The 25,223-nt window shown below is 71.4% G+C and carries 20 protein-coding genes, 3 tRNA genes and 2 pseudogenes; 4 read left to right on the top strand and 21 right to left on the bottom strand.

Annotation, left to right across the window (positions count from 1 at the left end):
• Positions 1 to 176: 176 nt before the first annotated feature.
• The 3 genes from ASE68_RS08015 to ASE68_RS08005 form a co-directional block, all read right to left on the bottom strand.
• Positions 177 to 249, bottom strand: a tRNA-Glu gene (locus ASE68_RS08015).
• 78 nt (positions 250 to 327) lie between these two features.
• Positions 328 to 400 (bottom strand) — tRNA-Glu (locus ASE68_RS08010).
• Between the two features lie 85 nt (positions 401 to 485).
• Positions 486 to 1,391, bottom strand: coding sequence for a diacylglycerol kinase family protein (locus tag ASE68_RS08005; protein WP_055857128.1), 906 nt, complete (start codon positions 1,389 to 1,391; stop codon positions 486 to 488).
• Positions 1,392 to 1,455: 64 nt separating this feature from the next.
• Between ASE68_RS08005 and ASE68_RS08000 the strand changes: the two genes are divergently transcribed.
• A complete protein-coding gene (locus tag ASE68_RS08000) occupies positions 1,456 to 2,094 on the top strand; it encodes an MBL fold metallo-hydrolase (protein WP_055857125.1) in 639 nt (212 codons plus the stop codon).
• A gap of 75 nt (positions 2,095 to 2,169) precedes the next feature.
• Here ASE68_RS08000 and ASE68_RS07995 read toward each other — a convergent pair whose 3' ends face one another.
• The 5 genes from ASE68_RS07995 to ASE68_RS07975 all read right to left on the bottom strand — a co-directional run bounded on the left by ASE68_RS07995 (position 2,170) and on the right by ASE68_RS07975 (position 8,854).
• A complete protein-coding gene (locus tag ASE68_RS07995; RefSeq protein ID WP_157421585.1) occupies positions 2,170 to 4,605 on the bottom strand; it encodes a transglycosylase domain-containing protein in 2,436 nt (811 codons plus the stop codon).
• Between the two features lie 169 nt (positions 4,606 to 4,774).
• On the bottom strand, positions 4,775 to 5,977 hold the full coding sequence (locus ASE68_RS07990) for a Fic family protein (RefSeq protein WP_055857120.1): 1,203 nt from the start codon (positions 5,975 to 5,977) through the stop codon (positions 4,775 to 4,777).
• 126 nt (positions 5,978 to 6,103) lie between these two features.
• Positions 6,104 to 6,175: transfer RNA gene (locus ASE68_RS07985), tRNA-Gln, on the bottom strand.
• A 174-nt stretch (positions 6,176 to 6,349) separates the two neighbouring features.
• Complete coding sequence (gene gltX, locus ASE68_RS07980; protein WP_055857117.1) at positions 6,350 to 7,864, bottom strand: glutamate--tRNA ligase; 1,515 nt, start codon at positions 7,862 to 7,864, stop codon at positions 6,350 to 6,352.
• 27 nt (positions 7,865 to 7,891) lie between these two features.
• Complete coding sequence (locus ASE68_RS07975; RefSeq protein ID WP_055857114.1) at positions 7,892 to 8,854, bottom strand: LysR family transcriptional regulator; 963 nt, start codon at positions 8,852 to 8,854, stop codon at positions 7,892 to 7,894.
• Between the two features lie 81 nt (positions 8,855 to 8,935).
• On the opposite strand from ASE68_RS07975, the gene ASE68_RS07970 reads away from it, so the two are divergent.
• Positions 8,936 to 9,994 carry an aminotransferase class V-fold PLP-dependent enzyme gene (locus ASE68_RS07970; protein WP_055857112.1) on the top strand — a complete coding sequence of 353 codons (1,059 nt, stop codon included), beginning with the start codon at positions 8,936 to 8,938 and terminating at the stop codon, positions 9,992 to 9,994.
• 52 nt (positions 9,995 to 10,046) lie between these two features.
• Here ASE68_RS07970 and ASE68_RS07965 read toward each other — a convergent pair whose 3' ends face one another.
• From ASE68_RS07965 to ASE68_RS07950, 4 genes are read right to left on the bottom strand one after another with little or no spacing between them, the layout of a single operon-like run.
• Positions 10,047 to 10,817 (bottom strand): fumarylacetoacetate hydrolase family protein, encoded by a 771-nt coding sequence (locus tag ASE68_RS07965; protein ID WP_055857109.1) that lies wholly within the window; start codon positions 10,815 to 10,817, stop codon positions 10,047 to 10,049.
• Positions 10,818 to 10,826: 9 nt separating this feature from the next.
• Entirely contained in the window at positions 10,827 to 11,288 is a 462-nt protein-coding gene (locus ASE68_RS07960; protein WP_235480791.1) for a GNAT family acetyltransferase, read from the bottom strand.
• Positions 11,285 to 12,400, bottom strand: coding sequence for a branched-chain amino acid aminotransferase (locus ASE68_RS07955; RefSeq protein WP_055857106.1), 1,116 nt, complete (start codon positions 12,398 to 12,400; stop codon positions 11,285 to 11,287). The genes ASE68_RS07960 and ASE68_RS07955 overlap by 4 nt, the downstream gene beginning before the upstream one ends.
• 22 nt (positions 12,401 to 12,422) lie before the next feature.
• Positions 12,423 to 13,484 carry a 3-isopropylmalate dehydrogenase gene (locus ASE68_RS07950; protein WP_055857102.1) on the bottom strand — a complete coding sequence of 354 codons (1,062 nt, stop codon included), beginning with the start codon at positions 13,482 to 13,484 and terminating at the stop codon, positions 12,423 to 12,425.
• A gap of 125 nt (positions 13,485 to 13,609) precedes the next feature.
• Between ASE68_RS07950 and ASE68_RS20715 the strand changes: the two are divergent.
• Positions 13,610 to 13,825 (top strand): annotated as a pseudogene (locus ASE68_RS20715) (DUF6458 family protein); the annotation flags it as partial.
• A gap of 51 nt (positions 13,826 to 13,876) precedes the next feature.
• Here the strand turns inward: ASE68_RS20715 and ASE68_RS07945 are convergent.
• Positions 13,877 to 15,466, bottom strand: a complete 1,590-nt coding sequence (locus tag ASE68_RS07945) for an MFS transporter (RefSeq protein WP_082462118.1) — start codon at positions 15,464 to 15,466, stop codon at positions 13,877 to 13,879.
• 117 nt (positions 15,467 to 15,583) lie between these two features.
• On the opposite strand from ASE68_RS07945, the gene ASE68_RS07940 reads away from it, so the two are divergent.
• Entirely contained in the window at positions 15,584 to 16,147 is a 564-nt protein-coding gene (locus tag ASE68_RS07940; protein ID WP_055857099.1) for a TetR/AcrR family transcriptional regulator, read from the top strand.
• Positions 16,148 to 16,313: 166 nt separating this feature from the next.
• Here the strand turns inward: ASE68_RS07940 and serA are convergent, their stop codons facing one another.
• From serA to ilvC, 8 genes and pseudogenes are all read right to left on the bottom strand, one after another.
• Positions 16,314 to 17,903 carry a phosphoglycerate dehydrogenase gene (gene serA, locus ASE68_RS07935; protein ID WP_055857097.1) on the bottom strand — a complete coding sequence of 530 codons (1,590 nt, stop codon included), beginning with the start codon at positions 17,901 to 17,903 and terminating at the stop codon, positions 16,314 to 16,316.
• Positions 17,904 to 18,074: 171 nt separating this feature from the next.
• Positions 18,075 to 18,485 carry a hypothetical protein gene (locus ASE68_RS07930; RefSeq protein ID WP_055857094.1) on the bottom strand — a complete coding sequence of 137 codons (411 nt, stop codon included), beginning with the start codon at positions 18,483 to 18,485 and terminating at the stop codon, positions 18,075 to 18,077.
• A complete protein-coding gene (locus ASE68_RS07925; RefSeq protein ID WP_055857092.1) occupies positions 18,482 to 19,027 on the bottom strand; it encodes a hypothetical protein in 546 nt (181 codons plus the stop codon). Before ASE68_RS07925 ends, ASE68_RS07930 begins: the two co-directional genes overlap by 4 nt.
• 29 nt (positions 19,028 to 19,056) lie before the next feature.
• Positions 19,057 to 19,806: a copper homeostasis protein CutC gene (locus ASE68_RS07920; RefSeq protein ID WP_055857089.1), complete on the bottom strand. Its 750-nt coding sequence runs from the start codon at positions 19,804 to 19,806 to the stop codon at positions 19,057 to 19,059.
• 33 nt (positions 19,807 to 19,839) lie between these two features.
• The gene (locus ASE68_RS07915; RefSeq protein ID WP_157421584.1) at positions 19,840 to 21,648 is read right to left on the bottom strand and encodes a hypothetical protein; all 1,809 of its coding nucleotides are present in this window, start codon (positions 21,646 to 21,648) and stop codon (positions 19,840 to 19,842) included.
• A 4-nt stretch (positions 21,649 to 21,652) separates the two neighbouring features.
• Entirely contained in the window at positions 21,653 to 22,483 is an 831-nt protein-coding gene (locus tag ASE68_RS07910; RefSeq protein WP_082462117.1) for a DUF2182 domain-containing protein, read from the bottom strand.
• On the bottom strand, positions 22,480 to 23,886 hold the full coding sequence (locus tag ASE68_RS07905) for a tyrosinase family protein (RefSeq protein WP_162238259.1): 1,407 nt from the start codon (positions 23,884 to 23,886) through the stop codon (positions 22,480 to 22,482). Before ASE68_RS07905 ends, ASE68_RS07910 begins: the two co-directional genes overlap by 4 nt.
• A 279-nt stretch (positions 23,887 to 24,165) precedes the next feature.
• Positions 24,166 to 25,206: pseudogene (gene ilvC, locus ASE68_RS07900) on the bottom strand (ketol-acid reductoisomerase); the annotation flags it as partial.
• Positions 25,207 to 25,223 lie beyond the last annotated feature (17 nt).

The raw sequence follows: 25,223 nt of genomic DNA, 5'->3' as shown, positions 1-25,223 counted from the left end.
TGATGCACTGGCCGGCGGCACCGACGACGCGGGGCCATGACGTGGCAGCGCGGCAATGCGGCGGCGGGGCGATGCGGCGGCGGGGCGACGGCGACCACGCGTCTTCGCACCGCGGAGACGACGAATGCCCCCGCCGAGGCGAGGGCATTCGAGGCGTTGTCAGGAAGTCGGATGCGTGACCCCAGCGGGATTTGAACCCGCGCTGCCGCCGTGAGAGGGCGGTGTCCTAGGCCGCTAAACGATGGGGCCGAACTGACAACGTGTATAGACGGAATGCCCCCGCCGAAGCGGAGGCATTCCGGGTGTTGCCAGCAAGTTCACGAAACGTGACCCCAGCGGGATTTGAACCCGCGCTGCCGCCGTGAGAGGGCGGTGTCCTAGGCCGCTAAACGATGGGGCCGAACTGACAACTTGAAGAGTATGACACACGTTCAGTGCGCCCTCCAAATCGAGCGGCCGGCGGTGCGCCTCCGAAACGACCGACCTCAGACGAAGACCCTGAGGGCCCCCGGGGCGACCTCGACGTCGATCGGCAGTGCCCCGACGCGCTCCCCGTCGGCGTAGGCCACGACGTCGTTCGCGTCGAGGGTCACCCGCTGCGCAGAGACGAATTCGACGGCGGGATGATCGGTGTGCTCACCGCGGAACACCTTCGGGAAGACCGCGATCAGGCGTGCCCGAGAGATCGGATGCACGATGAACACGTCGAGCAGGCCGTCTGACATGTCCGCGTGCGGAACGAGCTTCATGCCGCCGCCGATCGACCTGCCGTTGGCGACCGAGATGAGCATCGCCTTCTGCTCGCGCCGCACCCCGTCGATCGTGATCGTGTAGGCCCGGGGCCGGAAGGTCGCGAGTTCGCGCACGAGTGCGATCGTGTACCGGCTCGGCCCCCGCGGCCTCGTCATGCGGTTCGCTCGATCGTTGACGAGGGCGTCGAACCCCGCCGAGGCGATGCCGGCGAACCACACCGGCGCCGAATCGCTTCGCCGGATCACCCCGGCGTCGATCGTGCGCGGTTCGCGTTCGAGCGCCTCGAGCAGCGCTTCGATGCCCGCGATCGGGTCCTCGAACGGGAGTCCGAGCCCTCTCGCGAGGTCGTTGCCGGTGCCCGCGGCGACCACGCCGAAGGGAACCCCGGTGCCGGCGACGATGTTGACGGCGAGCGAGACCATGCCGTCGCCGCCGACGACGAGCAGCCCGTCCGTGCCGCGCTCGAAGGCGTGCTCGGTCTCGCGCCGGAGCAGCTCGAAGTTCGCCTCCTGCAGCAGCGTGACCTCGTGACCGGCCTCGGCCAGACGCGCGACCGCGGTCGCTCCGACGTCGCGGTGGCGGCCGAACGAGGCCGACGGATTCACCGCGACGATCACGCGCTTGGGACTTCGAGTCATGCAGAGATTCTGACAGGCCGTCGAGGGCTTGCATCGCACGAGCCGAACGGTGTTTGCTCGAACCATGCGCCTGACGAAACTCGAACATGCCGCACTCGTGATCGAGGACTCGGGCGACCGGCTCTTCATCGATCCCGGCAACTACACGACGCCGATCACGGATGCCACGGGCGCCGTCGCGGTCGTGATCACCCACGAGCACGCCGACCACTGGAGCCCCGAGCAGTTGCGGCGCATCGTCGACGCGAACCCCGACGTGCGGCTGTTCGGTCCGGCAGGCGTCGCGACCGCGGCATCCGAGTTCCCGATCGAGACCGTCGCCGCCGGCGACGAGGTCGAGGTCGGCCCGTTCCGCCTGCGCTTCTTCGGCGGCCGGCACGCGGAGATCCACTCGTCGATCCCGATCATCGACAACGTCGGCGTCATCGTGAACGAGGCGTTCGCCTACGCCGGCGATTCGTTCGTCGTGCCCGAGGGCGTCGCGGTCGACGTGCTCGCCGCACCGGCCGGTGCACCGTGGATGAAGATCTCCGAGTCGATGGAGTACGTGCGCGCGGTCGCCCCGAAGCGTGCGTTCGCGACGCACGAGATGGTGCTCTCGCAGTTCGGCAAGGAGCTCTCGCACGCGCGGCTCGCCTGGGCCGTCGAGCAGTCGGGCGGCGAGTACGTCAGGCTCGAACCCGGCGACACGCTCGACTTCTGACATCCGCTCTCCGCACCGACGACGTTCCGTCGGGGCATGGCCGACGTCACCCTCGCCCGGTCGGTCGTGGCCGGGTCAGTCGTCGCCCTGGTTCGGGCCGTTCCCGCGGCCGTCGTCGTCTCGGGGCTCGAGCGTGCGCCCACCGTCGTCGCCCTGATCGCCGGTTCCGGGATCGGGTGCGGGAGCAGGTGCCGGCGCGGGTGCCGGCGCGGGCGGCGGGGGCGGAGGCGGCGGCACGTACTGCGGCACGTCGTTGAACGGCTCGGGTGAGGTGAACGGCGCGACCGGCCCAGGGCCGTCCATGCGGAACTCGCCACCGCCGTACTTCGCGTTCGCGGCGGACATCACGATGGGCCACATGCGGTGACGGGCGGTGGCGGCCGACCCGGAGAAGAAGTCGATGCCGCGCTGGTTGGCGTCGCCGTTCACGCTCACGACGGCGACCGCCGTCGCGACCCGCGTGCTCGCACCCACCATCCAGGTGTCCTTCGCGCCGTCGGTGGTTCCGGTCTTGCCGATCAGCGGCACCCATGGATACGTCGCGCTGCTCGACTGCTGGCCCGTGCCGTTCGACATCACGCGGGACATGGCGTAGTGCATCGCCCCGGCGACCTCGGGGGTCACGGCGGCCTCGCAGTCGGACTTCGGCGGCGCGATCTCCTTGCCGTCGGCGCCGACGATGCGGTCGATCGCGATCGGCGTGCACGCGACACCGTCGTTCGCGATGCCGGCGAAGGCGACCGCCATGCTGAGCGGTGCGACCTCGTTGATGCCGAGCACGGCGGACGGGTACTGCACGAGCGGGTTGCCGTCGGCGCGGTGCACCCCGAACGCCTTCGCCTTGTTCGCGATGCCGCACTGGTCGATGAGCTTGGCCATGCCGAGGAATCCGGTGTTGATCGACCCGATCGTCGATTCGAGGGCGCTGTAGTTGCCACCCGGCTCGTTGGCGTCGTTGCGCGGGTTCCAACCCGCATCGGCGTACTGCGTGCCGAGGCAGCTGTCGTTGAACGCGCCCCAGTTGCTCTTGCGGCTCGAGTTCACGCGCTCGGTCAGCGCATGGCCCTCGGCGAGCCACTCGGCGAGGGTGAAGACCTTGTACGACGAGCCGGGCTGGAATCCGCTGGAGCCGCCGTAGTCGTAGTCGGTGTTGTAGTTGATCCCGGTGACGAACGGGTGGCCGGCCACGACCTCTGGGTCCTGGCTGTAGAGCTTGTTCTGCGCCATCGCGAGCACCCGGCCGGTGCCGACCTCGACGCTCGAGACGACGCCGCCGACATCCCAGCCGGGGAAGGTCGACGGCACGTTGTCGGTGATCGCCTTCTCGGCGGCGTACTGCAGGTCGAGATCGAGCGTCGTGTAGATCTGGTAGCCGCCGCGACGGAAGTTCAGCATGCGGGTCTCGTCGTCATCGCCGAACGTCGGGTCGTTCTGCAAGATGTGCTTGACGTAGTCGCAGAAGTAGGCGGACCCGCCGGCGGTCTGGCACCCCGTGCTCGGCTCGGTGAGCACCGGCTCGACCGGGGTCGCGATCGCGGCCTCGTACTGGTCGGTCGTGATCTTCTTCTCGCGGGCCATCTGCCGCAGCAGGTAGTCGCGGCGGTCGCGGTTGGCCGCGTAGCCGTTCTCGACGCCGTTCGTCGTGCTGTCGGGCTTGTCGAGCTGGAACTTCACGGGGTTGTTGACGATCGCGACGAGGGAGGCCGCCTGGGGAAGCGTGAGCTTCGCGGCGCTGGTGCTGAAGTAGTAGCTGGCCGCGGCCTCGATGCCGTACACCGTGCCGCCGAATCCGGCGATGTTGAGGTAGCCGAGCAGGATCTCGTTCTTCGTGTACCGCTTCTCGACGCCGATGGCGAGCCGCATCTCCTTGAGCTTGCGGTCGATGCTCGTCTCGGTGGCGCTGTCGTAGCACGCGAGGCGCTCTTCCTCGATGAGCGCGAACCGCTCGTCTCCGGTCAGGGCTGCGACCTCGTCGTCGGCCATGTCCTCGAACGCGGTCGTATCGGCCTCGCGCTCGCACTGCTGCACGCGCACGTTCTTCACGTACTGCTGGGCGATCGACGAGCCGCCCTGGGTCTCGCGCCCGGCCGCGGTCGTCAGGGCCGCTCGGATCGTGCCCTGCAGGTCGACGCCGCCGTGGTCGTAGAAGCGCGGGTCCTCACCCGCGACGGTCGCGTCCTTCACGAACGGGCTGATCTGGTCCCAGTCGACCTCGACCCGGTTCTGGTCGTAGAACGACGCGAGCAGCACGTTGCTGCCGTCGCTCCGGGTCGCGTAGATGTTGCTCTTCTGCGACAGCTCGCCGATCTGCAGGTAGCCGGGCAGCCGCTCGAACGTGTCGATCGTTCCGGATGCCGCCATGCCGACCGTCGCGAGCGCCGGCGTCACGCCGACGACGATGAGCGCGGCCGCCATCGCGCTCGCCACGACGAGTCCGAGGAACCCGCCGAGCACGCCCAACGGCGTCCGCGTCTCCGCGAAATCGCGATTGCGCCTATTGCGTTCCGTCACGCTCACCCCCAGTGCCGACCTCTGCGTTCGGCAGGGCGAACGACCTCGGTCATGTCAATGGAACATCACGTCGAGGTGCATGTCCAGCACCCGGCGGACGGCGCGCCGCAACGCGGCTCCGCGAGACGTTCGACGACCGCTTCGACGGGCGGGCGCGTCGTGCGCCCCCTCATCCGAGGCGCCCCCGACGCGCCCGCTCCGCGAAGCGATCGAGCGCCTCGACGATCTCGGTCGCGTGCCAGATCCGGTTGCGTTCACCGCCGGTCGCCCTGCTCAAGATGCCGACCTCGACCAGCCGATCGATGCCGTTCTGCGCCGTGACCTCGGTGACCTCGAGCGCCGCGGCGACGGTCTTCGCATTGACGACCGGCTGGCTCTGCAGGAACGAGATCAGGCGGTGCACCGACGAGTCGACGCGAGCGCGGACGGCGCCGTTCCATCGTTCGCCGGCGGAGCGGATGTCGCCGACCAGCGTGCGTCCGTTCGTCACCGCCGCGAACGAGGCGTCGGCGACCACGGCGACGATCGGGTCGATGCGGCCGGCCCGGTACTCGCCGAGCGCCGTGAAGTACCCCTCGGGGTCGCGCAGGAGCCCGGCCGAGACGGGCACCGTGACGTTGCGCGTGATGCGCCCGTGACGGAGCATGCCCTGCAGCAGCGCCCGGCCCGTGCGGCCGTTGCCGTCGGGGAACGGGTGGACGGTCTCGAACTGGGCGTGCGCGATGGCCGCCTGCACGAGCACGGGAACGTCGGTGCGCTCGGCGAAGGCGACGAGGTCGCGCATGAGGCCCGGAACACGCTCGTGGTGCGGCGGCACGAAGGTCGCCGCGTGCGGCGAGACCGCTCCCCCGCCGATCCACACCTGCTGATCGCGCCAGCCTCCGACGAACTGCGGGGCCGTGTCGCGGAGCAGCGCGTCGTGCATCGCGATGACCGCCGGCTCGTCGAGCCGGTCCGAGAGGTCGAGGGCGGCCTGCATGGCCCGCACGTTCGCGACCACGAGGCGTGCGTTCACCGAGGCCGCGGCACCGAGCTCGGCCAGGCCGACCTGCTTCGCGCTCGCGGTGAGGTGCTCGACCTCCGAGCTCGACGCGGATTCCGAGCGCAGCAGGATCGACGTGAAGGGCGCGGCGATCATGCCGACCTCGGCGTCGAAGCGCGCCAGTTCGGCGGTGGCGTCGTCGGCCAGTGCGGCGACCTCGGGCGACACCGTGGGCACCGCGGACGCGATGCTCGGCGGCACCGCGGCGGCATACGGCCCGCGGGCCTGCCGCAGGGCGCGGCGTGAGGCCGCGACCTCTGGGTCGTGCTCCCATGGCCGGTCCTCGAACTCGACGGGCGGCCAGCCGCCGATCGTGCGATCATCGCCCATTCGTCGACCTTACCAAAGGATATTCGAATATCCTTTGGTAACAACGGATGGAGTCCGTCGCGAACACGCTCGGCGAAGTTCGCCCGGAAACGCGAAAACCCCCGGCGAACCGGGGGTTTTTCACTGCTGGGGTACCTGGACTCGAACCAAGAACAACGGAACCAGAAACCGCCGTGTTGCCAATTACACCATACCCCAATGGCCTCGAAACCGTGTTCCGCGCCGAGATACGACTTTAGCCTATGGATCGGCTGCCTCCAAACTGAGACGGCCTCGCCATCGCCGGCCGTGCCCGGAGGCGGCGGAACCGCCGGTCGGGAGTGCGGTGACGGATGCCGCGGGCGGGCGCCGCGGCATCCGTCGCCGAGGCACTCAGCCGAGCTTCGCGGCCAACCCGTCGAGCCGCGCGAGCGAGTCGATCTTGCCGAGGATCTGCATCGACTCGAAGAGCGGCGGCGAGATGCGTCGACCCGAGATCGCCGTGCGCACCGGGCCGAACGCGACGCGCGGCTTGAGCCCGAGCCCGTCGATGAGCGCACCGCGCAGGGCCTCTTCGATCGACCCGTGCGTCCACTCCTCGGCCGGCAGGCGGTCGAGCGCCTCGCGGGAGGCGGCGAGCACCGCTGCGGCATCGGCGGGCAGCCCCTTCAGGGCGTCGTCGTCGATCGTGAGTCCCGCGGCATCGGTGAAGAGGAAGCCCAGCATGCCGGGCGCCTCGCCGAGCAGGGCGATGCGCTCCTGCACGAGCGGCGCGGCCTCGGCCAGGATCGCGGCCTGAGCGGGCGAGAGCGGGGCGGTGAGCACGCCGGCCGCCTCGAGGTACGGAACGGTGCGCGCCGCGAAGTCGGCGGTCTCGAGCAGCCTGATGTGGTCGCCGTTGATCGACTCGGCCTTCTTCTGGTCGAAGCGCGCCGGGTTGGGGTTCACGTTCGCGACGTCGAACGCGGCGACGAACTCGTCGCGGCTGAACACGTCGCGATCGGCCGAGAAGCCCCAGCCGAGCAGGGCGAGGTAGTTGACCAGGCCCTCGGGGATGAAGCCGCGATCACGGTGGTGGAAGAGGTTCGACTCCGGGTCGCGCTTCGAGAGCTTCTTGTTGCCGTCGCCCATGACGTAGGGCAGGTGGCCGAAGCGCGGCACGAAGGTGGTCACGCCGATGTCGATGAGCGCGTGGTACAGCGCGATCTGGCGCGGCGTGGAGCTCAGGATGTCTTCACCGCGGAGCACGTGCGTGATGCCCATGAGCGCGTCGTCGACCGGGTTCACGAGCGTGTACAGCGGCGCACCGTTCGGGCGCACGAGCACGAAGTCGATCGTGGAGCCCACCGGGAAGTCGATGCGGCCGCGCACGAGGTCGTCGAAGCCGAGGTCGGTCTCGGGCACGCGCAGGCGCAACGCGGGCTCGCGGCCCTCGGCGCGGAAGGCCGCCTTCTGCTCGTCGGTGAGGTCACGGTCGAAGTTGTCGTAGCCGAGCTGCTTCGGGCGACCGTTCGCCAGGTTGCGCGCGTCGATCTCCTCGGCCGTCGAGAACGACTCATAGAGGTGGCCGGCGGCCTTCAGCCGGGCGATGACGTCCTGGTAGATGTCGCTGCGCTGCGACTGGCGGTAGGGCTCGCTGGGGCCGCCCTTGTTGACGCCCTCGTCCCAGTCGAGGCCGAGCCAGGTGAGCGCGTCGATGATCTGGTCGAAGCTCTCCTCGCTGTCGCGAGCGGCGTCGGTGTCCTCGATGCGGAACACGAACGTGCCGCCCGTGTGGCGCGCGTACGCCCAGTTGAACAGGGCGGTGCGAACGAGGCCGACGTGCGGCGTGCCGGTGGGCGACGGGCAGAAGCGCACGCGGACGTCGCTGCCGGTGGCGGTGGTCGTGGGGTGGGTTGTCTCAGACATCCCGTCAATCGTACCGAGCGCGCGTCGTCACCGGCGCGGCGGATGCGCGTTCGGCGCGAGCGTCTCGAGCACGGCGATCGCCGCCGCGACGGCGGGCACCCGCGCTCCCCCGCGCGCCGTCACGAGGTGCAGCGAGCGCACGTCGGCTCCGGCGGTCGAGCGGGTCACGACGCCCGGATGCCTCGGCGAGGCCGCCAGCGCCAGCTCGGGCAGCAGCGCGACGCCGAGGCCCTGCGCGACCATCGACTCCACGGCGACGAAGTTGTCGGTCTCGAAGCCGATTCGGGGTCGGAATCCGGCCTTCGTCGTGAGTTCGAGCAGGTGGCCGCGGCAGCGCGGGCACCCGGCGATCCAGGCCTCGTCTGCGAGCTGCGCCAGGTCGACGATCTCGGATGCCGCGGCCGGGTGCGCCTCGGGCAGCACGAGTCGCATGGGCTCGACGCCGATCGACCGGACGTCGAGTCCGCGTGCGCTCTCGGTGTGCGGGTCGTGGCGGTCGCCCGGATAGCTGAACGTGATGGCCAGGTCGGCGCGGTCGGCGCGGACCGCCGCGACGGCCTCGGGCGGTTCGGCCTCGACGTAGGTGACCGTGACGCCCGGATGCCGCGCCGCGAGGCCCGCGATGAGCCTGGGCACGAGCGTGGCCGACGCCGACGGGAACGCGGCCAGGCGCACCCGCCCTGCCCGCAGCCCGCGGATCTCGGCGAGCTCGCCCGCGGCCGCCTCGAGCGCGGTCGCGACCGCGTTCGCATGCCTGGCGAGCACCCGGCCCGACTGGGTGAGGCGGATGCCGCGGCCCGCGCGTTCGACGAGCGCGATGCCCGTGCGCTGCTCGAAGCGACGCACCTGCTGGCTGACGGCGGGCTGACTGTAGCCGAGGGACGCGGCGGCGGCCGTGAGGGAGCCGAGCTCGGCGATGCGCCCGACGACGCGCACGGTCTGCAGGTCGATGGCCCCGGCCAGGTCTTCGATCGAGGTGTCGTCCGTCATGGAGGAATCATAACGCGGCAGCATGTCTTCGATTGATCAGTTGCCGTTGTGCAATGGGTTGTTCGGGTCGAGGCTGGAACCATGCACCACGAACGATCGCGCTACCTCGCCGGCCGCGGCTACCTCGCCGCCTGCACCCTCGGCCTGCCCGCCGACGTGACGCGCGCCGCCGTGCTGCGCGACCTCGAGGCGTGGGCCGCCGGAACCGCGTCGGCCGGCGACTACTCCGCGGCGCTCGAGCGCGCACGCGGACACGCGGCGACCCTGCTCGGCGCGCAGCCGCAGCAGGTCGCCACCGGATCCCAGGTGTCGGTGTTCACCGGTCTCGTCGCGGCATCCGCACCCTCCGGCGCCGAGGTGCTCTGCGTCGACGGCGACTTCTCGTCGATCGTGGCGCCGTTCCTCGCACGCGCCGACCTGCGCGTGCGACATGTGCCGCTCGACGCGCTCGCCGATGAGATCCGCCCAGACACCTGGCTCGTCTCCGCGTCGCTCGTGCAGTCGGCCACGGGAGCGCTCGCGGATGCCGCGTCCGTCGCCGCGGCCGCGCGCGACGCCGGCGCGCTCACCCTCATCGACACGACGCAGGCGACCGGGTGGATGCCGACCGACGACCTCGACGCCGACCTCGTCGTCTGCCACGCCTACAAGTGGCTCGGCGCCCCGCGCGGCGCCGCCTTCGCCGCCTTCTCGGACCGCGCGGTCGACGAGCTCACCCCCTTCACGGCCGGCTGGTACTCGGGTGCCGACCCGTGGACCTCGTGCTACGGCCCGGGCCTGCACCTCGCCCCCGATGCCACGCGCTTCGACGTCTCCCCCGCCTGGCACGCCTGGGCCGGAGCCGAGGCCGCACTCGGATTCGCCGCCTCGCTCGACCTGCACGCCGTGCGCCGCGACGACCTCGCCCTCGCGAACGCGTTCCGCGAACGGCTCGGACTCGCGGCATCCGACAGCGCGATCGTGACGTGGGAGGACCCCACCGGTTGCGACCTCGCCGCCCTCACGGCCGCCGGCATCACCGCCTCGGGGCGGGCCGGACGAGCGCGCGTCGCGTTCCACCTCTGGAACGACGAGGAGGACGTCGAGCTCGCGGCCGACGCCCTGCGGCCGAGCGGCTCCCGGGTTCCCTCGCACCGCTGAAGCGCGAGGTCGAGCCCGGCCGGCCGGGTCGGCCGACGCCGCAGGCCGGGATCTACGCCCGGCGCGCCCGGTTCGAGAGCGTGCCGAGCCCGGAGACCGAGACCTCGACCGTGTCGCCGTCGACGATCGGACCGACGCCGGCGGGGGTGCCGGTGAGGATCACGTCGCCGGGAAGCAGCGTGAACACGCTCGACGCGTACGCGATGATCGCCGGGATCGAGTGCACCATGTCGGCGAGGCGCCCCTCTTGGCGACGCTCGCCGTTCACGCTCGTCTCGATCGTGCCGTGCTCGAGGTCGAGCTCGGTGTCGATCACCGGGCCGAGCGGGCAGAACGTGTCGAAGCCCTTGGCTCGAGCCCACTGCCCGTCGCGCTGCTGCAGGTCGCGGGCCGTCACGTCGTTGGCGATCGTGTAGCCGAAGATGACGCTCGCGGCGTCGGCCTCTGCGACGTTCTTCGCGATGCGGCCGATGACGACGGCGACCTCGCCCTCGTGCTCGACGCGCTCGCTCTGCGGCGGCAGCACGATGACGTCGGACGGTCCGATCACCGACGTGTTCGGCTTGAGGAACAGCAACGGCTCGCTCGGGGCCTCTCCGCCCATCTCGGCCGCGTGCTCGCGGTAGTTCTTGCCGACGGCCACGATCTTCGACCGCGGGATCACGGGTGCCAGCAGCGTCGCGGCCGCCAGCGCCACCCGCTCGCCCGTCGGCTCGTAGCCCGCGAACATCGGGTCGGACTTGAGGACGACGAGCTCGTGCTCCTCTTCGTCGACGATTCCGAACGAGATGGTCTCACCATGCGAGAAGCGCGCGATCTTCATGCCCCAAGCCTACGGCGCGTCGGGGATGAGCCGCTTGCCGAGGCTCGCGACGTCGTCGACCCGGTATCCGAGGCTGCGGTAGAACGCGATGACCCCGGCGTTCGTCGAGCGCACCTGGAGGTTGAGCTTCGGGCATCCGCGCTCGGCGAGCAGGCGCTCGGCCTCGGCCATGAGGCGAGCGCCGAGGCCCTCGCCGCGGCGGGATCCGTCGACCGCGAGGTAGTTCACCCATCCGCGGTGCCCGTCGTAGCCGATCATCGCGGTCGCGACGAGCACGCCGTCGGACTCCCCCACGAGGAAGAGCTCGGGCTGCACGGTGAGCTTGCGCTCGATGTCGAGGTACGGGTCGTTCCACGGCACGACGAGACCGGCCGCGCGCCAGAGGGCGACCACCGGCTCGGTGTCCGCGACGGCGAACGGCCGGATCCGCCAGGACCCGGCCGTCACGTCGTCGATGACGGCGTCGCTCACGCGTCGAGGCGCAGCATCCAGCCGTGGCGGTCTTCGCGGCGCCCGTACTGGATGTCGGTCAGCTCTTCGCGCAGCGACAGGGCGAGGTCGGATGCCTCGGCGTGCGCGTGCACGATCTCGAAGTCGTCGGCCAGCAGGCGGCCGATCGGCACGACGACCGCGGCCGTGCCGCAGGCGAACGCGCCGACGATCTCGCCGGACTCGACGCCGGCGCGCCATTCGCCGATCGACACGTGGCGCCGCTCGACCACGTGGCCGCGATCGGCCGCGAGCTGCAGGATCGAGTCGCGCGTGATGCCCTCGAGGATCGAGTCGGACTCGGGCGTGATGAGCGTGCCGTCGCGCTTGACGATCACGACGTTCATGCCGCCGAGCTCTTCGAGGTTGCCCTCGTCGTCGAGGAACGCGACCTGCTGGCAGCCCTTCTCGTAGGCCTCGGCCTGCGGCAGCAGGCTGGACGCGTAGTTGCCGCCGGTCTTCGCCGCCCCGGTGCCGCCCTTGCCCGCACGGGCGTAGGTGGTCGACAGCCAGATGTTCACGGGGGCGACGCCGCCGGGGAAGTACGCGGCCGCGGGGCTCGCGATCACGTAGTACGCGACCTTCTTCGCCGGCCGCACGCCGAGGAACGCCTCTTTCGCGAACATGAACGGGCGGAGGTACAGGCTCGTCTCGGGGGCGCCGGGCACCCATTCGGCGTCGACGGCGATGAGCTTCTTCAGCGACTCGATGAAGATCTCGCTCGGCAGCTCGGGCAACGCGAGGCGCCTCGCCGAGCGCTGCATGCGCGCCGCGTTCTCGTAGGGGCGGAACGTGCGGATCGAGCCGTCGGCGTGACGGTAGGCCTTCATGCCCTCGAAGACCTCCTGCGCGTAGTGCAGCACCGCGGCGGCCGGGTCGAGCGAGATCGGGCCGTAGGGCGTGACCCGCGGACGGTGCCAGCCGCCCTTCTCGGACCAGCAGACATCGACCATGTGGTCGGTGAAGTGGTTGCCGAAGCCGGGGTCGGCGAGGATCTCGGCGCGCGCCTCAGGCGACTTCGCCTGCTCGTTGCGAACGGTCTGCCAGATGAGCCCTGCGGGAGACGGAGCCTGGAGCGGGAGGTTGATCGTCATGATGGGTCCTTCGATCGATGAGTCAGTCGAGTGAGCCGATACGAGCGGCGATCGCGTCGCCGACCTGGGAGGTCGAACGGGTCGCGTCGCCGCGCTCGGCGATGTCGGCGGCGACCGCACGCTCGACCCCGGCCGCGGCATCCGCTTCACCGAGATGGTGAAGCAGGAGGGCGACGGAGAGGATCGCGGCAGTGGGGTCGGCGATGCCCTTCCCGGCGATGTCGGGTGCGGAACCGTGAACCGGCTCGAACATGCTGGGGAATCGGCCGTCGGGGTTGATGTTGCCCGAGGCTGCGAGCCCGATGCCGCCGCTGATCGCGCCGGCCAGATCGGTGAGGATGTCGCCGAAGAGGTTGTCCGTGACGATGACGTCGAATCTAGCAGGATCCGTGACGAAGAAGATCGTCGCGGCGTCGACGTGCAGGTAGTCGACGGCGACCTCGGGGAACTCGGCTGCGACGGCGTCGACCGTGCGCTTCCACAGCGAGCCGGCGAACACGAGCACGTTCGTCTTGTGCACGAGGGTGAGCTTCTTGCGCGGTCGGGCGGATGCCGCGGCGAACGCGTAGCGCACCACGCGCTCGACGCCGTAGGCGGTGTTCACCGACACCTCGTTGGCGACCTCGGCGGGCGTACCGGTGCGGATCGCGCCGCCGTTGCCGACGTACGGGCCCTCGGTGCCCTCGCGCACGACGACGAAGTCGACCTCGCCCGGGTTCGAGAGCGGGCTCACGACGCCGGGGTGCAGCACCGTCGGCCGGAGGTTCACGTAGTGGTCGAGCTCGAAGCGGAGCTTCAGCAGCAGGCCGCGCTCGATGTTCGCGCCGACCAGGCGGGGGTCGCCCGGTGTGCCGCCGACGGCTCCGAGCAGGATCGCGTCGTGCGCCTTGATGGCGCTCAGGTCGTCGTCGGTCAGCACGTCGCCGGTCTCGAGATAGCGTGCCGCGCCGAGCGAGTACGGCGTCTGCTCGATGGCGAGATCGGTGCCCCGCACCGCCGCCTCGAGTGCTTTCAGGGCCTCGGAGACCACCTCCGGACCGATGCCGTCACCCGGAATGACCGCGAGCTTGACCGTGCGTACCATGAACGTCCCTTCGTGCGCCAGCCCTCTCAGCGTAGTGGCTCGCACGGCTAGCCTGACCACGTACGGGGCCACGCGGCCCCTGCTCGGGCGCGGCATCCGGCCGCCCCGCATGGTTGGAGGTACACGTGAGCATCGGACTCGGAATCGTCCTGTTCGTCATCGGCGCGATCCTCGCCTTCGCGGTCGAGGTCACGCTCGACTGGATCGACCTCAGCACGGTCGGCTACATCCTCATGGGCGCCGGCGCACTGGTCGTCGTGCTCGGCATCGTGCTGCTGGCACGTCGCCGCCGTACGATCTCGACGTCGCAGACGAGCGTCGACCCGTCGACCGGCACGCAGGTGCGCCGCGACGAGACGAGCGCGCCGGACTCGACTCGATCGACCGGGAGGTCAGTCGCGCGTCGCTGCGGGGTTGCGCAGGGTCACCGCCGCGATCACGGCAGCGCCGAGCATGAGGGCGACGCCGATGAGCGAGGTGAGCACCACACCGCCGTCGAACGCCGCTGCAGCCGAGGCGAGCAGGTCGTCGGCGACTCCGGTCGGCAGCTGGTCGGCGACCGCGGTGGTGCCGGCGAGCGTCTCGCGCGCGGCATGCGCCTGGGCGTCGGTGAGCGATGCCGGGAGCACGAGCGCCGACCGGTAGTGGGCCGCGAGGATGCTGCCGAGCACCGCGGTGCCGAGCACGGCGCCGAGCTCGTACGCCGTCTCGGAGACGGCGGACGCGGCTCCGACCTTCGCCGGCGGAGCGCTCGAGAGGATGAGCTCGTTCGAGACGGTCTCGGCCGCCCCGATGCCCACGCCGAGCAGCACGAACGCGACGACGATCGGGGCGATCGACGCGGCATCCGTCATCAGTGCGATCACGAGGTAGCCCGCGGCCGAGAGCGTGAGCGCCACCGGCACGAGCACTCGAGGGCGCACGCGCCTGGCGATCGGCACGACCGCGAGACCCGCGATGATCATCGCGACGAGCCCGGGCAGCAGGGCGAGCCCTGCCGAGACGGGGCTGAGGCCGGCGATGAGCTGCAGGTGCTGCGACACGAAGTAGAGGAAGCCGACCAGCGCGATGACGCTGAACAGGTTCACGAGCACCGCGCCGCCGAACGACCCCTTCGTGAAGAGGCGCACGTCGAGCATCGGCGACTCGCTCCGCAGCTGGCGCCGCACGAACCAGATCGCGCAGAAGACTCCGAACAGGATCGCCTGCACGCCGATGCCGCCGAGGCCGTCGGTCGCGATCGACTTGATGCCGAACACGATCGGCACCATGGCCGCGAGCGAGAGCACGATGCTGATGACGTCAATGCGTCCGGGAGACGGGTCGCGGCTCTCGGGGATCAGCAGCGGCACGAGGATGATGAGCGGCACGAGCACGGGCACCGCGAGGAGGAACACCGAGCCCCACGCGAAGTGCTCGAGCAGCAGGCCGCCGACGATCGGCCCGAAGGCGCTGCCGGCCGCGAAGCCCGTGGCCCAGATCGCGATCGCGAGACGGCGCTGCTCGCGGTCGGTGAAGACCGTGCGCAGCAGCGAGAGCGTCGAGGGCATGAGCATCGCGCCGAAGAAACCGAGCGCGGCACGCGCGGCGATGAGGGCCTCGGCGGTGGGCGCGAACGCCGCGCCGATCGAGACGACGGCGAAGCCGACCGAGCCGATGAGCAGCATGCGGCGGCGGCCGAAGCGGTCGCCGGCGCTGCCCATGGCCACGAGCAGGCCCGCGAGCACGAGCGGGTAGGCGTCGATGATCCAGAGTTGCTGGGCCGCGGTGGGCGCGAGCGCCAGCGAGATCTCGGGCAGGGCGAAGCTCAGCACCGTGTTGTCGATCGAGACGAGCAGCACGGGCAGCATGAGCACGGCGAGGGCGAACCAGGCGCGGCGCGGGGCGCGCGTCGTGGTCGCCACGGGCACGGCCGGCTCGCGGATGGACTCCTGCCCGGCGCTCGTCGCGGGGTTCGCGGGGGTCGTGGTGTTCTCGGTCATGCGTTCGCTCGTTCTGTGTCAGCGACGGATTACTGTACCGTCCAGTTGGTATAGTAACAGGATGTCGCACCGCCTGCCATCTCCGGCCCCGCGCCCGTTCTCCGCCACAATGGGTTCATGAGCCGTCCACCCGCCGCCCGCGAAGCGGTCCTCGACGCCTTCGAACGGCTGATCATCGCCGACGGCGAACGCGCCGCGACCCTCGACGCGACGGCCAGGGAGGCCGGCGTCTCGAAGGGCGGGCTGCTCTACCACTTCGGCTCGCGCCAGGCGCTCATCGCCGGGCTCATCGAGCGCCTGCACCGCCTCGTCGACGACGACGTCGCCCGCATCGACGAAGCGCCAGAGGGGCCCATCGCCTACTTCGTGCGCTCGTCGCTCGAGATCGAGACCGCCCTCGACCGCAGCTTCATCACTACCGTGCGCCTCGCGCAGGGCGGCGACCGCGATGCCGGACGCGCCATCGAGGAGGTGCGCGAACGCTGGCTCGTCGAGCTCGGCCGCCACGTCGACGATCCGGCGCTCGCCATCGCGATCACGCTCATCGGCGACGGCCTGTACTACCACTCCGCCCTGCGCGCCGAAGCGGTCGACGACGCCTCGACCGCCGGCTCCTTCAGCCCCGAGCAGATGGACGCGCTCGTCGCCCTGCTCGAGCGGCTCGCCGCCACCGGGCGCTGAACCGCCTTCGCGCCGCCGTCCGGATCCGGTCGCGCCCACCCGCGCTCTGCCGCGCGGCGGCCGGCCTCCCCCACGCGCCGCGCGCCGGCGAACCCCTCGAGACGACGGATGCCGCGTGCGACCGCGATCGGGTCGCACGCGGCATCCGCGTGGCTCGGGCTCGTGCCTACTCGGTGATGTCGATCTCGACGAACACCGACGCGTCGATCGCCTCGCGCACGCGCTCGAGCACGTCGGCGGGAACGGGCGAGTCGACCGTGAGCACGCTGAGCGCGCTGCCGCCGGCCTCGCGGCGCGCGATCTGCATGCCGGCGATGTTGATGCCGGCCTCGCCGAACTCGCGGCCGTAGACCGCGACGATGCCGGGGCGGTCGGCGTACTCCATGACGATGTGGATGTCGGCGATCGGCACCTCGAGCTCGTAGCCGTTGATGCCGACGAGCTTCTCGACCTGCTTCGTGCCGGTCAGCGTCCCGGACACCGAGATCTGGCGGCCGTCGGCGAGCGCACCGCTCAGCGTGATGACGTTGCGGAACTCGGCCGACTCGGCGTCGACGATCAGGCGCACGTCGATGCCGCGCTGCTCGGCGAGCAGCGGTGCGTTCACGTACGAGACGGACTCGCTCACGACGTTCGTGAAGACGCCCTTGAGTGCCGCGAGCTTCAGGACCTTGACGTCGTACTCGGAGAGCTCGCCGTGCACCTCGACGTCGAGGCTCGTGAGCGCGCCCTGCGCGAGGCCCGAGAAGAGCTGGCCGAGCTTCTCGACGAGCGGGATGCCGGGGCGCACGTACGGGTCGATGACACCGCCCGCGACGTTGACCGCGTCGGGCACGAGCTCGCCGGCGAGCGCGAGGCGCACCGACTTGGCGACCGAGATGCCCGCCTTCTCCTGGGCCTCGTCGGTGGATGCGCCGAGGTGCGGGGTGACGATGACGTTCGGCAGGGCGAGCAGCGGCGACTCGCGCGGCGGCTCGGTGACGAACACGTCGAGGCCGGCTCCGGCGATCGTGCCGGCGACGAGCGCCTCGTGCAGCGCGTCCTCGTCGATGAGCCCGCCGCGGGCGACGTTGACGATGTAGGCCGACGGCTTCATCTTCGCGAGCTGCTCGGTCGAGATCATGCCGGTCGTCTCGGGCGTCTTCGGCATGTGGATCGTGATGAAGTCGCTGCGCTCGAGCAGTTCGTCGAGCGAGACGGTCTGCACGCCGAGCTGCTGCGCGCGAGCGGCCGTGATGTAGGGGTCGTAGGCGATGACCTCGACGCCGAACGCCTGCAGGCGGGCCGTGATGAGCGCGCCGATGCGACCGAGGCCGATGATGCCGACGGTCTTCTCGTAGAGCTCGGTGCCCGTGTAGTGCGACCGCTTCCACTCCCCCTGCGCGAGCGCCGAGTGCGCCGCCGGGATGTGCCGCGCCAGGCTCAGGATGTGGCCGACCGTGAGCTCGGCCGCCGAGATGATGTTCGACGTCGGCGCGTTCACGACCATGACGCCCGCCGTGGTGGCGGACTTGATGTCGACGTTGTCGAGGCCGACGCCCGCACGGGCGATGACCTTCAGCTTCGGCGCCGCGGCGATGGCCTCGGCGTCGACCTTGGTGGCGGAGCGCACCAGGATCGCGTTGGCGTCGGAGAGCGCTGACAGCAGCGCCGCCCGGTCGGTGCCGTCGACGTTGCGGACGTCGAAGTCGGGCCCGAGGGCGTCGACGGTGGCGGGCGAGAGTTCTTCGGCGATCAGCACGACCGGCTTTGACACGAATGGTTCCTTCGGGTCTTGCGCGCACGAAGGCGCAGCACTGTGTTGGGTGGGATGCGCCACACGCCGTCGGGGGCGCAACCCGCTCAGCCTACTTCAGGCGCGACCCGTGTTTCGTCCGTATGACGACGCGCGGCCGGACACGGTGTCGCACGACGGTCGTGGCGCGGGTCAGACGACGACCCCGCCGATCTGCCCGAGCAGCACGGTGAGGCTGAGGAACAGCACCGCCGAGACGGCGAGCCCGGTGAAGTACAGCGCGATGCGCCCGAGCACCCCACGACGCCGCCCGAGCGCGAACGCCGCGGCGAAGCAGGCGAGCGGCGCCACGAGGGCGGCGATCATCACGGCCCAGCCCGCACCGCTGAACGAGAGGCCGAGGCCGAGCAGCTGCACGATCGACTCGACGACCTCCCACACGTCGTAGGCGTAGAAGAGTCCGAACAGCACGGCGAGGCTCACGTCGAGCCAGGTGGGCAGCGAACGGCCGCGCGTCGCGGCGGTGTCGTCGGCCGAGGCGCCGGTGGCGGCATCCCTCGACGCCGGCACACCGGGTTCGGGGGCGACGGGAACGGTGCTCATGCGGTGACCCCCAGGACGAACGGCAGCGGCGCGAGCACGACGACACCGACGATCAGCCAGGCCAGTCGGGCACGGCGCCCGCCCGCGCGGAGCGCGAGCGCGAACCAGCACGGCGCCGCGAGCACGGCGAGCCAGAGACCCAGCGCGTACATCGCATCGCTCACGATGCTCACGCCCGGCGCCGAGGTGCGCAGCGCGGTGATGAGCCAACCGATCGTGTAGAGCAGGTAGACGCCCGCGAGGATGCCGAGCACCACGAGCTCGACCGAGCCGGTCTGCGGTGCCGGGGCGGCCCGGTCGTCATCGGCTTCGTCGGCGTCCACGTCGGTGTCGGCGGCGGTGTCGGCGGCGCCGACCTCGGCGGCCGTGGCAGCCGTTGCCGCGGTGGCAGCGGTTTCGCCAGGGGCGTCGGATGCCGCGGCGGAACCGGCTCCGCCGGCGGTCGCCGCGACAGGCGGACCGACCGTCTTCCAGCCGGGAGCGAGCGTCGGATCGTCGTCGCCCTCCCAGCGCAGGGCGTCGTCCTCGGTCTCGCGCGTCATGCCGTCAAGCCTACCGACGCGCCGGTGCTTCAGTCGGCGCGGACCGTTCGCGCGGCCGCCACCGCGGCGCGCACGAGCACGACATCGGTCACGTCGAATCCGTCGACGCCGCCGCCGGGGCCGCTCGCACCGCCGCGCTCGTCTCGGCCCCTCGCCGAGAGGTGCACCGCGTCGACGCCTGCCGCGGCGAGGTCGCCGATGTCGGGCACGCGAACCCCGCCGCCGGACATGACCTCGAGACGCCCGCCGACCTCGGCGACCATGCGCTCGAGCGCGGGAAGGCCGGCACGGCAGTCGACGCCGCCGCCGGAGGTGAGCACGCGGCGCACCCCGAGCCCGGGGAGCGCCAGCACCGAGGCCACGGGGTCGGCACTCGCATCGACCGCTCGGTGCACGGTCACGTCGATGCCGTCGGCCGCGGCGACGAACGCGGCGATCGCTCGCTCGTCGAGCGCTCCCGTCTCGGTCAATGCACCGACGACCACGCCGTCGGCGCCGAGGCCGCCGGCCAGGCGGATGTCGCGCGCGATGGTGTCGAGTTCGTCGGCGTCGTAGACGAATCCCCCGCCGCGGGGCCGAACGAGCACGTGCACGAACCCCGGCGTCGATGCATCGGCGGCGGCCGCGACAGCCGCCTCGATCAGCCCGGCCGACGGCGTGAGGCCGCCGAGCCCGAGCGCCTGGCAGAGCTCGACGCGCGCGGCCCCCTGCTCGAGGGCGATGCGGACCCCCGCGACATCCTGGACGGCGATCTCGACCTGCAGCTGATTCGGCACCATGACACCGTAGCGGACGGGTGGGCGGTCATCCGGTCATGCGCGGCCGAGGGCCCCGCGGGCGCGCACGAGGTCGAAGAACGCACCCGGATCCACCCCCGGCGGCGGCGGGGCGAGCGGGCGGGCGGCGCCGGCACCGGCCGAGGACGGTGAGCGAACCGAGCGGGCGGGCGCGGCCGCCCCGGCGGGCGGGGCGCCGTGCACGTCGGTCGTCGCGGCATCCGCTCCGAGGGCCGCGACCAGCACCTCGGCCGGCTGCGGCACCGCACTGCCGCGAGCCGAACCAGGAGCCGAACCGCTGCGCTCGGCCGCGAGGCTCCGCACGAGGGCGAGGCACCGTCCGTCCTCCCAGCGCAGACTCACCGTCGCCCCGACCGGCACCGGGCGACCGCGGGTGCCGTCGCCGCGGGCCTCCGGCAGTCGGTCCCATGCCACCTTCACGAGCAGCTCGCGCTGGGGCGGCACCTGGGCCGGTCCGACCCGTTTCGTCGCGTCGATGCGCGGGAGCACCGTGAACGGCACGCCCGCCGGGATGCCGATCGCCCGGCGGTGGGCCGCGACGTACTCGTAGGCGGCGTAGTCGAGGTCGCGGAGCGCCTCCAGCTGCGCGGGCGGCACGTCGAGGGCCGATGGTCGCCGCCCGTGCAACTGCGCCTCGGCCGCGACGATGCCGCGCGTGACGAACCGAGTGGCGAACGCGTCGCGCCGTCGGCGCACCTCGGCGCTCGGCCGCCGACCGGTCGCCCCGTCGATCGCGCGATCGGCGGCGAAGGCGGCCCTGCCGATGTCCGCGAACCCCAGGTCGCCCGGCGGCAGGTAGTCGATGCCGCGCAGCACGAACCTGCGGAAGATCAGGTGCGCGGTGCCGAGCGCGCGGTTCGCCGCCTGCGCCGGGGTCTGCCGGCGGCCGCCGTCATGGCGCACGCGCCGTTCCTGCGCGAACCGGCCCTCGAAGATCTCGCGCAGCGTGTCGTAGTAGATCGCCGAGAGCAGGGTGCTGAGCTCGTGCGAACCGGCTCCGGCGAGCGCTGCGAGCGTCTCGTCGTTCGCGAGCTCGCGCAGCGCATGCCGCGCCATGCCGCCCGGACCGGGCTTCGAGACGCCGAACTGCTCGGCGATGGAGCTGAAGGCGTTGTGCTCGTCGATGCGGTTGCCGCTCCGCGCGAGCACGCTCGAGCGAAGTCGGTCGCTGTCGAGGGCCATGAGCACGGCGATCACGTCGGCGACCGCTTCGTGGATCGCGATCGACTCGCGCGTCGGCCGGTCCGAGAGCGACGGCTGCACGGCGTCGAGCAGCGCATGCCCGCACTCGTGGGCGACGATGTCGCGGCTGAGCGCCGTGTGCACGCGTTCGCCGTTCGTGCCGGTGAACGACGAGAAGGCGAGGCTCCGGGTCTTCCGGTCGTAGGCGGCGTTCGCCCGCTCCCCGGCGCGCGGCACGACGAGCAGCTGCTCGCCGCCGAACGCCCACGTGACCCGGCGACCGAGCGCATCGGGCCCCTCGAACATGCGGATCGTGCGGAACGCGATGCCGAACGCGTTCACGGCGAGCGCTGCGGGCGAGTCGGGCGCGTCGTCGATCGGGTACGTGCCGTCGAGCCCGCCGTCGCGATTCGGCTCGAACCGCGCGGGCGGCGGCAGCGGCATCCCGGTCTCGGGATCGAAGTCGACCACCGCGAGCCTGCGACAGGCCGGGCCGTCGAGGAAGCGGTCGTTCGCGTCGTCGGGCATCGCGAGCTCGCGGTTCTCGCGGAGCGGCACCTTCGCGCCGTCGATCGCGCCGAGGTCGACGGAGTCGTCCTGGATGAGCAGCGACACCGTCGCGACCGGCCCCCTGCGAACCACGCCGTCACCCGCCCAGCAGGGCCGAGCCGACGGCGCCGATGCCGGCGACGACGATGAGCGCGAGCGGCACCGGGTCGCGCCAGGCACGCGGATGCCGCGCCTCCCACCACACCGACAGGCTCGCGGCGGCGAGCACGACGATGCTGTGGCCCGGCACCATCGCCAGCATGAGCGGTCCGCAGAGGATCGCGCAGCGACGCCACTCCACGGCGCCGGCACGAGCAGCGGTGCGGATGCCGCGGCGGCCGCCCGGCGCGATCGGCGGCGTCACGGCGCAGCGCGTCAGCAACCGGGCGCGCCGGGCCGACCACCGTGCGAGGCCCGCCACGGCGAGCGCCGCGAGCTGCCACCAGAGGCTGCCGGCCGGGATCGACGCGAGCTGGGCGAACACGCCCGCGACGAGCCCGAACGCGAGCCAGAGCAGCGTCGCGACGGCGACCGCGACGATCGGCAGCCCGATGCGCCAGCGCGGGTACGACCCCGAGGCGATGCGGTTCGCGAGCGGCACGAGCAGCGGCCACATCATCGCGACGACCATGAGCAGCCAGCCCGCGATCCACGTGGGCGTGACGACCACGGATGCCGCGACATCCGTCACCGCGCCCACGGTCGAGCCGAGCGGGTCGCCGGTCCCGTGCGCTCCGCCCCCATGCAGGCCGATACCCGGTCCGAACGACCCCTGGATCGGCAGTGCGCCGAGCAGCAGCACCGCCCACGCCGCACCGGCGAGCACGGGAAGGGCATCGCCCACCCGCGGGCGTCCGCGGCCGCGTCGCCTGGCCGCCGCCGCTGCGGTGCGGCGGACCTCTGACGACCGGCTCGCCTGCAGGCTCATGGCGACTGCACGTACACGGTGACCTGGGCGACCGAGATGGCCCGCCCGTCGGCGCCTCGCTCGTCGCCGCCCTCGCCGTCTGCGCCCCCGTCTTCGGCGCCCTCGTCCGTCGGCAGCAGCCGGACGGTGAGCGCTCCGCCGGTCCAGCCCTCGGCGAGCAGCTCGGGCAGCACGGGCGACGCGTCGACGAGGTAATTGCGCACCTCGTCGTCGGGCGTGCCCGCGAGGCCGAACGTCGAGAAGCCCCGAACGAGGTGGGCCTCCGCATCGGGTGCCGACCGGATCTCGACGTCGTAGGCCGCATGCGGTTCGTGCGCGGTCGCTCCGGCGAGCTCGAGCATGAGCCGGGTCGGCGCCGCCTCGTCGAGCGAGAGGCCGCCGCCCTCGAACGGGATCTCGCGTTCCTCACCCGACGCGAGGTCGAAGGTCGCGGCCACCGGCTGCCATTTCGGCGCGTCGTCCAATCCGAGTCCACCTCCAGTGGCGGCGATGATCGCCGCACGTCGTTCGGCCACCCCGTCGGCGAGCGGATCGGCGAGCACGATCGACTCGTACTCGTAGTCCATCTGCTCGCTCGCGAGATCCTCGACCGCCGCCATTCCGTACGTCGTCGGCCGCTGCTCGTCGCCGAACCAGAACGTCGACGAGTCCCAGGCCGACAGGAGCTCCGGCGGCGTCCCAGGGGCATCCGTCAACCGCACCGAGCCCTCGAGCGAGAGCCACACCTCCCACAGGCGATCGATGTTCGCGTGGTGCAGCCAGAACACCGGGTCGCGCCCGGCCGTCGCGGGCGAGCGCATGACCCCGCCGATCGCCATGTGCACGTAGTTGTGCGGTCGGTCCTCGACCGTGCCGAAGAACTGGTCGGGTAGCGCGCCGCCGAACCCCGGCTCGCGCTCGAGCACGTAGTTCGGCTGGGCGAGCGCCTCCACGATGTCCGCGCTGTCGGTGGGGATCGGCTGCGCCGACCGTGCCGGGGAGAACAGCGGGTTGTCGACGAGTTCGCCGTCGACGGTGCGCTGCTCGACCGTGAACTCGACCGCCAGGCGCCGCGATGCGCCGGGCGCCGAGTAATCCCAGTACGGCAGGGCCCAGTCGTCGTCGCCCGCCGCCTCGCGGATGCTCTGCTCGAACCACGCCAGGTACGCGCGATGCCACGGCAGGAAGAACAATGACGCGTGCGTGCACTGCGCCCACGCCGGTCGCCGTGGCGTGAACTGGTCGACGCCGTGCGTGTTCGCCGCCCACATCCACGAATCGGGCGTCGGCTGACCGGCCGCGTCGCGCGCCTTCATCGCCTCGACACCCCGCGCGTACGCATCGAGGATCGGATGCCACTCGCCGGTCTCCGCGGTGGCTCGATCGCCCACCGTCAGCCCCGCGATATCCCTGCGAACGCGCATGACGACCCCCTTGGTGCGGATATGCGGCATCTGTCTACCACCGGGCCGGGACCGCGTCCAGAGTGCCGGCCGCCGACTTCACGAGCGGTCGAGCGGATGCCGCGGGCGGGCGTCGTGCATCACCGGGAGACGCCGAACGGCGGGGCCGGCCGAAGCCGACCCCGCCGTCGCGGGTGATGCCGTGGAGCTCGCGTCAGCGAGCGACCTCGCCGTCAGCGCCGCCGCTTGCGCGGCGCGGTGCAAGCACCGTTGACGGAGAGGGCGGCAGGTCCGCTCGCGTCAGCGAGCGACCTCGCCGTCCACGTAGTCGTCGTCGTCCGACGAGTTCCATGCGAAGAGGGCGCGCAGCTCACGGCCGGTGACCTCGATGGGGTGCTGCTCGCCCTTGGCGCGCAGCGCGAGGAACTCGGGGGCTCCGGCATCCTGGTCGGCGATGAAGCGCTTGGCGAAGGCACCCGACTGGATGTCGTCGAGCACGGCCTTCATATTCTCCTTGACGCTCGGGTCGATGACACGCGGGCCCGACACGTAGTCGCCGTACTCGGCCGTGTCGGAGACCGACCAGCGCTGCTTGGCGATGCCGCCCTCCCACATGAGGTCGACGATGAGCTTCAGCTCGTGGAGCACCTCGAAGTAGGCGATCTGCGGCTGGTAGCCGGCCTCGGTGAGGGTCTCGAAGCCGTACTGCACGAGCTGCGAGACGCCGCCGCAGAGCACGGACTGCTCGCCGAACAGGTCGGTCTCGGTCTCTTCGGTGAACGTCGTCTTGATGACGCCGGCGCGGGTGCCGCCGATGGCCTTGGCGTAGGACTTCGTGAGCTCCCACGCGGTGCCGGAGGCGTCCTGCTCGACGGCGATGATGTCGGGGATGCCGCGGCCGGCGACGAACTCGCGACGCACGGTGTGGCCCGGGGCCTTCGGCGCGACGAGCACGACGTCGATGCCCTCGGGCGCCTCGATGTAGCCGAAGCGGATGTTGAAGCCGTGGCCGAACACGAGGGTGTCGCCCTCGGCGAGGTTGTCCTTGACGGACTCGGCGTAGATGTGGCGCTGGAACTGGTCGGGCGCGAGGATCACGATGACGTCGGCCCAGGCGGACGCGTCGGCGACGCTCAGCACGCGGAAGCCGGCCTCTTCGGCCTTCGGGGTCGACTTCGAGCCCTCCTTGAGGCCGATGACGACCTCGACACCGGAGTCACGGAGGTTCTGCGCGTGCGCGTGGCCCTGCGAGCCGTAGCCGATGACGGCGACCTTCTTGCCCTGGATGAGCGAGAGGTCGGCGTCCTTGTCGTAGTAGATCTCAGCCATGATGCTGTCTTTCTCCTTGTGTGCGGTTC

The sequence above is a fragment of the Agromyces sp. Leaf222 genome (assembly GCF_001421565.1).
GTDB lineage: Bacteria > Actinomycetota > Actinomycetes > Actinomycetales > Microbacteriaceae > Agromyces.
Note: the sequence above shows the minus strand (reverse complement) of the source record. Positions and strands in the feature narration are given on the sequence as shown.

Bases quoted from the DNA above. Each gene is read 5' to 3' on its own strand.
- ASE68_RS08005 (WP_055857128.1), bottom strand. From the start codon at position 1,391: ATGACTCGAAGTCCCAAGCGCGTGATCGTCGCGGTGAATCCGTCGGCC.
- ASE68_RS08000 (WP_055857125.1), top strand. From the start codon at position 1,456: ATGCGCCTGACGAAACTCGAACATGCCGCACTCGTGATCGAGGACTCG.
- ASE68_RS07990 (WP_055857120.1), bottom strand. From the start codon at position 5,977: ATGGGCGATGATCGCACGATCGGCGGCTGGCCGCCCGTCGAGTTCGAG.
- gltX (WP_055857117.1), bottom strand. From the start codon at position 7,864: ATGTCTGAGACAACCCACCCCACGACCACCGCCACCGGCAGCGACGTC.
- ASE68_RS07975 (WP_055857114.1), bottom strand. From the start codon at position 8,854: ATGACGGACGACACCTCGATCGAAGACCTGGCCGGGGCCATCGACCTG.
- ASE68_RS07970 (WP_055857112.1), top strand. From the start codon at position 8,936: ATGCACCACGAACGATCGCGCTACCTCGCCGGCCGCGGCTACCTCGCC.
- ASE68_RS07965 (WP_055857109.1), bottom strand. From the start codon at position 10,817: ATGAAGATCGCGCGCTTCTCGCATGGTGAGACCATCTCGTTCGGAATC.
- ASE68_RS07955 (WP_055857106.1), bottom strand. From the start codon at position 12,400: ATGACGATCAACCTCCCGCTCCAGGCTCCGTCTCCCGCAGGGCTCATC.
- ASE68_RS07950 (WP_055857102.1), bottom strand. From the start codon at position 13,484: ATGGTACGCACGGTCAAGCTCGCGGTCATTCCGGGTGACGGCATCGGT.
- ASE68_RS07945 (WP_082462118.1), bottom strand. From the start codon at position 15,466: ATGACCGAGAACACCACGACCCCCGCGAACCCCGCGACGAGCGCCGGG.
- ASE68_RS07940 (WP_055857099.1), top strand. From the start codon at position 15,584: ATGAGCCGTCCACCCGCCGCCCGCGAAGCGGTCCTCGACGCCTTCGAA.
- ASE68_RS07930 (WP_055857094.1), bottom strand. From the start codon at position 18,485: ATGAGCACCGTTCCCGTCGCCCCCGAACCCGGTGTGCCGGCGTCGAGG.
- ASE68_RS07925 (WP_055857092.1), bottom strand. From the start codon at position 19,027: ATGACGCGCGAGACCGAGGACGACGCCCTGCGCTGGGAGGGCGACGAC.
- ASE68_RS07920 (WP_055857089.1), bottom strand. From the start codon at position 19,806: ATGGTGCCGAATCAGCTGCAGGTCGAGATCGCCGTCCAGGATGTCGCG.
- ASE68_RS07910 (WP_082462117.1), bottom strand. From the start codon at position 22,483: ATGAGCCTGCAGGCGAGCCGGTCGTCAGAGGTCCGCCGCACCGCAGCG.
- ASE68_RS07905 (WP_162238259.1), bottom strand. From the start codon at position 23,886: ATGCGCGTTCGCAGGGATATCGCGGGGCTGACGGTGGGCGATCGAGCC.